The sequence below is a fragment of the Duganella vulcania genome, assembly GCF_009857655.1.
Classification (GTDB): domain Bacteria; phylum Pseudomonadota; class Gammaproteobacteria; order Burkholderiales; family Burkholderiaceae_D; genus Rugamonas; species Rugamonas vulcania.
In genome coordinates this window covers 1-255 of record NZ_WWCX01000336.1, presented here as the reverse complement: position 1 = coordinate 255, position 255 = coordinate 1, and the positions used below count along the sequence as shown (strand labels likewise).

General features: G+C 45.5%; 1 rRNA gene. It reads left to right on the top strand.

Features of this window, described 5'->3' with window-relative positions:
• Positions 1 to 166: 166 nt before the first annotated feature.
• Positions 167 to 255, top strand: a 16S ribosomal RNA gene (locus GTP90_RS36285); the annotation flags it as partial.

The window sequence follows — 255 nt, the reverse complement described above, 5'->3', positions numbered from 1 at the left end:
CGTTTGATGAAAGTGCACAGCAGACTAGTTCTGCTGATACTTAAAATATCAAATGTTCACAAGAAGTAATGAAATAGGCGCTATGAAAATAGTGGCCTGTCAGTATTTTGAGTGAGCGACCCGTCAGAAATGACGGTGACACGAAAGTGTCAAATAAACAGAGATTAAACTGAAGAGTTTGATCCTGGCTCAGATTGAACGCTGGCGGCATGCCTTACACATGCAAGTCGAACGGCAGCGCGGGGCAACCTGGCG